Origin of the sequence: Pseudoalteromonas sp. SR44-5, assembly GCF_014163675.1 — a bacterium.
Lineage (GTDB): Bacteria > Pseudomonadota > Gammaproteobacteria > Enterobacterales > Alteromonadaceae > Pseudoalteromonas > Pseudoalteromonas rhizosphaerae.
The window spans coordinates 1-2,942 of the sequence record NZ_JACJDT010000087.1; the positions used below are offsets into that span (position 1 = coordinate 1).

1 rRNA gene is annotated in these 2,942 nt (G+C 50.1%); it reads right to left on the bottom strand.

Annotation, left to right across the window (positions count from 1 at the left end):
* Window positions 1–35: 35 nt before the first annotated feature.
* Window positions 36–2,922 (bottom strand): 23S ribosomal RNA (locus tag H5154_RS22265).
* Window positions 2,923–2,942 lie beyond the last annotated feature (20 nt).

A 2,942-nucleotide genomic window follows, 5' to 3' on the forward strand; every position in this document is an offset into this window, starting at 1 on the left:
CTATCAACTATCACATAAAACGCGTTTGGCGTTGTATGGTTAAGCCTCACGGGTAATTAGTACAAGTTAGCTTAACATATCACTATGCTTCCACATCTTGCCTATCAACGTTGTAGTCTTCAACGGCCCTTCAGAGAGCTTATAGCTCTAGTGAGAACTCATCTCGAGGCCTGCTTCGCGCTTAGATGCTTTCAGCGCTTATCAGTTCCGAACGTAGCTACCGGGCAATGCCATTGGCATGACAACCCGAACACCAGCGGTTCGTTCACTCCGGTCCTCTCGTACTAGGAGCAACCCCTCTCAATTCTCAAACGCCCACGGCAGATAGGGACCGAACTGTCTCACGACGTTCTAAACCCAGCTCGCGTACCACTTTAAATGGCGAACAGCCATACCCTTGGGACCGACTTCAGCCCCAGGATGTGATGAGCCGACATCGAGGTGCCAAACACCGCCGTCGATATGAACTCTTGGGCGGTATCAGCCTGTTATCCCCGGAGTACCTTTTATCCGTTGAGCGATGGCCCTTCCATTCAGAACCACCGGATCACTATGACCTACTTTCGTACCTGCTCGACGTGTCTGTCTCGCAGTTAAGCTGGCTTCTACCATTACACTAACCGTACGATGTCCGACCGTACTTAGCCAACCTTCGTGCTCCTCCGTTACTCTTTGGGAGGAGACCGCCCCAGTCAAACTACCCACCAGGCACTGTCCGTAACCCCGATTCAGGGGCCAACGTTAGAACATCAAAACTACAAGGGTGGTATTTCAAGGACGACTCCAACAAAACTAGCGTCTCATCTTCTAAGTCTCCCACCTATCCTACACATGTAGGTTCAATGTTCAGTGCCAAGCTGTAGTAAAGGTTCACGGGGTCTTTCCGTCTAGCCGCGGGTACACAGCATCTTCACTGCGATTTCAATTTCACTGAGTCTCGGGTGGAGACAGCGTGGCCATGGTTACACCATTCGTGCAGGTCGGAACTTACCCGACAAGGAATTTCGCTACCTTAGGACCGTTATAGTTACGGCCGCCGTTTACCGGGGCTTCGATCAAGAGCTTCTCCGAAGATAACCCCATCAATTAACCTTCCGGCACCGGGCAGGTGTCACACCGTATACGTCATCTTGCGATTTTGCACAGTGCTGTGTTTTTAATAAACAGTCCCAGCCACCTGGTCACTGCGGCTCCAATCAGCTTAGGGAGCAAGTCCCATCACCAATCGGAGCGTACCTTCTCCCGAAGTTACGGTACGATTTTGCCTAGTTCCTTCACCCGAGTTCTCTCAAGCGCCTTAGTATTCTCTACCTGACCACCTGTGTCGGTTTGGGGTACGATTCGGTATAATCTGAAGCTTAGAGGCTTTTCCTGGAAGTATGGCATCAGCAACTTCATCACCTTAGTGACTCGTCTCGTGTCTCAGCCTAACAGCAACCCGGATTTACCTAAGTCGCTAGCCTACTCACTTTCACATGGACTACCAACGCCATGCTTGCTTAGCCTGCTCCGTCCCCCCATCGCAATTATACCAAGTACGGAAATATTAATCCGTTTCCCATCGACTACGCCTTTCGGCCTCGCCTTAGGGGTCGACTTACCCTACCCTGATTAACATGGGATAGGAACCCTTGGTCTTCCGGCGTGCGGGTTTTTCACCCGCATTATCGTTACTCATGTCAGCATTCGCACTTCTGATACGTCCAGCATACCTCCCGGTACACCTTCAACCGCTTACAGAACGCTCCCCTACCACTCAGAATAAATTCTGAATCCGCAGCTTCGGTGCATAGTTTAGCCCCGTTACATCTTCCGCGCAGACCGACTCGACCAGTGAGCTATTACGCTTTCTTTAAAGGATGGCTGCTTCTAAGCCAACCTCCTGGCTGTCTGGGCCTTTCCACATCGTTTCCCACTTAACTATGACTTTGGGACCTTAGCTGGCGGTCTGGGTTGTTTCCCTCTTCACGACGGACGTTAGCACCCGCCGTGTGTCTCCCGGATATTACTTTACGGTATTCGGAGTTTGCAAAGGGTTGGTAAGTCGGGATGACCCCCTAGCCTTAACAGTGCTCTACCCCCGTAAGTATTCGTCCGAGGCTCTACCTAAATAGATTTCGGGGAGAACCAGCTATCTCCCGGTTTGATTAGCCTTTCACTCCTAGCCACAGGTCATCCCCTAACTTTTCAACGTTAGTGGGTTCGGTCCTCCAGTTGATGTTACTCAACCTTCAACCTGCCCATGGCTAGATCACCGGGTTTCGGGTCTATACCTTGCAACTAATCGCCCAGTTAAGACTCGGTTTCCCTACGGCTACCCTATTCGGTTAACCTCGCTACAAAATATAAGTCGCTGACCCATTATACAAAAGGTACGCAGTCACCCAACAAGTGGGCTCCTACTGCTTGTACGTACACGGTTTCAGGTTCTATTTCACTCCCCTCACAGGGGTTCTTTTCGCCTTTCCCTCACGGTACTGGTTCACTATCGGTCAGTTGGGAGTATTTAGCCTTAGATGATGGTCCACCTATATTCAGTCAAAGTTTCACGTGCTCCGACCTACTCGATTTCACTTAAAAGGGATTTTCATGTACGGGACTATCACCCTGTATCGTGGCACTTTCCAGAGCCTTCCATTAACACCAATTAAGCTTAAGGGCTGTTCCGATTTCGCTCGCCGCTACTTTCGGAATCTCGGTTGATTTCTTTTCCTACGGGTACTTAGATGTTTCAGTTCTCCGCGTTCGCCTCGTTAACCTATGTATTCAGTTAACGATACCTGCAAGCAGGTGGGTTTCCCCATTCGGAAATCCTAGTCTCAAGTGCTTTTTACTAGCTTGACTAGGCTTATCGCAAGTTAATACGTCCTTCATCGCCTCCAACTGCCAAGGCATCCACCGTGTACGCTTAGTCACTTAACCATACAACCCAAACGGGTCTT